The sequence below is a fragment of the Hydrogenophaga sp. genome (assembly GCF_036675665.1).
In the GTDB taxonomy this organism is placed as follows: Bacteria; Pseudomonadota; Gammaproteobacteria; order Burkholderiales; family Burkholderiaceae_C; genus Hydrogenophaga.
In genome coordinates this window covers 1-2,666 of record NZ_JAKFEO010000104.1, presented here as the reverse complement: position 1 = coordinate 2,666, position 2,666 = coordinate 1, and the positions used below count along the sequence as shown (strand labels likewise).

Annotated in this window: 2 protein-coding genes and 1 pseudogene; all 3 read right to left on the bottom strand. The window is 65.0% G+C overall.

What is annotated here, in order from left to right; genetic code table 11:
• A partial coding sequence (gene prpD / locus V6M63_RS22775) for a 2-methylcitrate dehydratase (RefSeq protein WP_332745634.1) occupies positions 1-1,040 on the bottom strand: 1,040 nt, incomplete at its 3' end.
• A 47-nt stretch (positions 1,041-1,087) separates the two neighbouring features.
• On the bottom strand, positions 1,088-2,275 hold the full coding sequence (prpF, locus tag V6M63_RS22770) for a 2-methylaconitate cis-trans isomerase PrpF (RefSeq protein WP_332745635.1): 1,188 nt from the start codon (positions 2,273-2,275) through the stop codon (positions 1,088-1,090).
• Between the two features lie 64 nt (positions 2,276-2,339).
• Positions 2,340-2,666, bottom strand: a pseudogene (locus tag V6M63_RS22765) (Fe/S-dependent 2-methylisocitrate dehydratase AcnD); the annotation flags it as partial.

Below are 2,666 nucleotides of genomic sequence, written 5' to 3'. Positions count from 1 at the left end.
GGGCCGACCTTGGAGATGATGCGGATCGCCGATTCCTGGGTGGTGATGACTATCCTGTCGATCTCGTGCAAGCGGTCCTTGACCTGGGGGTGCAGTATCACCGCAGCCTCGCAGGCGGTCTGCCCATGGAACTCGGCCGGGAAGCTGATCTTGAACAGCACGTTCTCCATCACATAGCAGCCGAAGCCCTGGGGAAAGCTGAACTGGCGCGCCTCTATGGGTTTCAGCGCCAGATCCTGATTGGTGTGACTGAACAGCACATCGTAGAAGCCCCACTGCGGCGCGGTCAGCACGCCGGGGATGCCCATCTCGCCCCGCATGGCGATATCGGCCAGACGCACGCCACGACTGGAGGCATCGCCGGCGGCCCAGGACTTGCGCGAGCCGGCGTTCGGCGCGTGACGATAGGTGCGCAGCGCCTGGCCGTCGACGAGTGCGTGGGACAGGGCGGACAACAGCTGCTCGCGGCCCGCCCCCATCAGCTGGGCGGTGACCGCGGTGGAGGCCAGCTTGACCAGAAATACGTGATCCAGGCCGACTCGGTTGAAGGCGTTTTCCAGGGCGAACACGCCCTGGATCTCATGGGCCATGATCATGGCTTCCAGCACGGCGCGCATAGTTAGCGGCGCCTCGCCTTGGGCCATGCGCCGCTGCGCCAGGTGATCGGCCACCGCCAGGATGGCGCCGAGATTGTCGGACGGATGGCCCCACTCGGCCGCCAGCCAGGTGTCGTTGAAATCCAGCCATCGAACGAGGCAGCCGATATCCCAGGCGGCCTTGAGCGGGTCCAGGCACAAGCGGGTGCCCGGCACGCGGGCGCCGTTGGGCACCACAGTGCCTTCGACTATCGGCCCCAGGTGCTTGGTGCACTCGGGAAAACGCAGGGCCAGCAATGCGCAGCCGAGGCTGTCCATCAGGCAATGGCGGGCGGTATTCAGGGCCTCCGCGGACTCGACCCGATAATTCAGCACGTAGTCGGCGATGTCCTGGAGCACCTGGTCGTAGTCGGGACGCTCGTTCAGCTCAAAGGTAGCGGACATCCTGGTGCCTCCTGCTGCGGTGAGGTGCAGCGCCCTGTTAGCGCGCCTTAGAATGCATCGCCGGGCACAAGCACCCAGCCTTCCATCAACACCCGGGCGCTGCGGCTCATGATAGCTTTCTTCACCACCCAGCCAGCGTCTTCCAGCGAGGCCTCGGCGCCCACCCGCAGGGTGCCGGACGGATGACCGAAACACACTGCGCTACGCGCCCCACCACCGGCGGCCAGATTGACCAGGGTGCCCGGGATGGCCGCGGCTGTGCCTATGGCCACCGCGCAGGTGCCCATCATGGCGTGGTGCAGCTTGCCCATGGACAGCGCCCGCACCAGCAGATCCACATCGGCGGCCGCTATCAGTTTGCCGCTGGACGCAGCGTAATCCTTGGGTTTGGCCACGAAGGCGATCTTCGGCGTGTGCTGGCGGCTCAAAGCCTCTGCCGCCGTCTTGATCAGGCCCATGCGCAGGGCGCCGGCCACGCGTATGGCCTCGAAACGCGCCAACGCCTCGGGGTTGCCGTTGATGTCTTCGCGCAACTCGGTGCCGCTATAGCCGATGTCCTCGGCATTGACGAATACGGTCGGAATGCCGGCGCTGATCATGGTGGCCTTCAGCGTGCCGATGCCGGGAACGTCTAGGTAGTCGACCAGACTGCCGGTGGGGAACATGGAGCCGCCCTCCTCGCCATCGTCGGACGGATCGAGGAACTCCAGCACTATCTCCGCCGCCGGGAAGGTCACACCGTCCAGCTCGAAGTCGCCGGTTTCCTGCACCTGGCCCTTGTTGACCGGCACATGGGCGATGATGGTTTTCTGGATATTGGCCTGCCAGATACGCACCACGCACACACCATTCTCGGGAATGCGCTCCGCATCGACCAGCCCGGCATGCAGGGCGAAGGCTCCTGCCGCAGTCGAAAGGTTGCCGCAGTTGCCGCTCCAGTCGACGAAGGCCTTGTCGATGGAGACCTGGCCGTAGAGGTAGTCCACATCGTGATCGAGCTGGCTGCTCCTGGACAGGATCACGCACTTGCTGGTGCTGGAGGTCGCCCCGCCCATGCCGTCGATATGGGCGGCATAGGGGTCGGGGCTGCCGATCACCCGCATAAACAGCGCATCGCGCGCCGCACCCGGCACCCGGCAGCGCTCGGGCAGGTCATCCAGTTTGAAGAACACGCCCTTACTGGTGCCGCCGCGCATATAGGTGGCGGCAATTCTGACTTGGGGTATATGGCTCATGGATAGCTCCAAAAAGGATCGGACGCCCTGAGCAGGCGTCCGCTCCGCAGGACAGGCAGCAGGGTCAAGCCGTGACAGTCGACTCGAGGAAATCCTGGGCGAAGCGCTGCAACACGCCGCCCGCCTCGTAGATCGACACTTCCTCGTCGCTGTCCAGGCGACAGGTCATAGGCACCTCGACGCGCTCGCCGTTCTTGCGCTTGATCACCAGGGTCAGGGTGGCGCGCGGGGTGCGAGCGCCTATCACATCGAAGGTCTCGCTGCCATCTATGCCCAGGGTCCTGCGCGTGGTGCCCGGCTTGAACTCCAGCGGCAGCACGCCCATGCCGATCAGGTTGGTGCGGTGGATGCGCTCGAAACCTTCGGCGGCAATGGCTTCCACACCGGCCAG

Coding starts and splice junctions, on each gene's coding strand:
- prpF (WP_332745635.1), bottom strand. CDS start 2,275: ATGAGCCATATACCCCAAGTCAGAATTGCCGCCACCTATATGCGCGGC.